This is a genomic window from Methylovulum psychrotolerans, assembly GCF_002923755.1.
Lineage (GTDB): Bacteria > Pseudomonadota > Gammaproteobacteria > Methylococcales > Methylomonadaceae > Methylovulum > Methylovulum psychrotolerans.
The window spans coordinates 1-1,532 of sequence record NZ_PGFZ01000072.1 but is presented as its reverse complement, the minus strand read 5'-3'; the positions used below and the strand labels follow the sequence as shown (position 1 = coordinate 1,532).

1 pseudogene is annotated in these 1,532 nt (G+C 55.5%); it reads left to right on the top strand.

The features are described from left to right. Positions 1-126 precede the first annotated feature (126 nt). Positions 127-1,026 (top strand): annotated as a pseudogene (locus AADEFJLK_RS23620) (integrase core domain-containing protein); the annotation flags it as partial. Between the last annotated feature and the right edge of the window lie 506 nt (positions 1,027-1,532).

Here is a 1,532-nt window from a genome sequence, read left to right as displayed (position 1 = left end):
TGTTGGGTGGCGAGCGAGTGACCAGGACGGCTGGGGCAGCCGAAGGCATAAGCGGTCGCGTGATTTTTGCTGATTGACCGGCAAGGATGCCGAAGCAATCTTTCGCAAAAATAGCGACTCCCCTTTTTGGCTCTCCGCGACCAGCACCCGGCTTGGGGCGGACGCAAACTGGGCGCACGGCTGAAGGCTTTAGGGCATACGGACATGCCTTGCCCCAGCACGATAACCGCCATTTTGCGCCGCCATGACCGCATAGACACCGATTCCGGCATCCGGCATAAACCTTGGCACAGGTTCGAACATCCCGCACCCAATGACTTGTGGCAGATGGGCTTTAAGGGGCATGTCGCTTTGCTCAACGGGCGTTGCCACCCGCTAACCGTCTTGGACGACCATTCCCGGTATTCGGTATGCCTCAGTGCCTGCGCCAATGAGCAGACCGGCACTGTACAGGCGGCGCTGACGGCGGCCTTCCGCAATTACGGTTTGCCGTGGCGCATGACGATGGACAACGGGCCTCCTTGGGGTGACGACCGCGACAACCCCTATACGCCGTTGACGGTCTGGCTGTTGCGCTTGGGCATCAAAGTCAGCCATTCGCGCCCCTACCACCCGCAAACCCAGGGCAAGGACGAACGCTTCCACCGCACCCTCAAGGGCGAGCTTTTGGCGCATGAGACTTTCGCAAACTTGGCCATTGCCCAAAAGCGTTTCGATGCTTGGCGGGACATGTACAATCTCGAACGCCCGCACCAGGCACTGGGTTTGCAGCCGCCCGTCAGCCGTTACCAAGCCAGCCCGAGGCCGTTCCCGGAGTCCTTGCCGCCCATCGAGTACGCCCCTGACGACCAAGTCCGTATGGTGCAGGCCAAGGGCGAATTTAGCTATTTAGGCCGTACCTGGAAAGTGGGCAAGGCTTTCAGGGGCTATCCTGTGGCTTTAAGGGCCACACCTCAAGACGGGGGGCTTGATGTCTATTTTTGCCAATATAAGATTGCCTTTATTGACCTAAAGGCCCCACAATAACCCGAAAAAACCATCACCCATGTCCCCGAACATGTGTTACCTATGTCCCACGTCCATACAGCGGGGAGGGGGTGGGTTTTTCCGGTGCGCGGTAAAGCGCGTGCAGTAGGTTTGGTTAGTGCTGATGAAAGCTATTGATTGAAAAATAAGTTAAAAAATAGGAGTGCTTTGACAGCTTGCGCCAAATAAATTGAAGCCCCGAAATAAATGTTATAATATAACGTAACATACAGCTGGCCGCCGTTTGCCTGTCCTTCGGCAGGATCTATTATAAGAGTGATCTGTAAACAGGCGGATGCTTAGTCATATCTTATTGATATTTCAAGAACAACCCTTAGCCTAATGGCAGCGGCTCCTTGGCCAGCCAATTAACCGCGTGACAAGGGGAGTCGCTATTTTTGCGAAAGATTGCTTCGGCATCCTTGCCGGTCAATCAGCAAAAATCACGCGACCGCTTATGCCTTCGGCTGCCCCAGCCGTCCTGGTCACTCGCTCGCCACCCAACA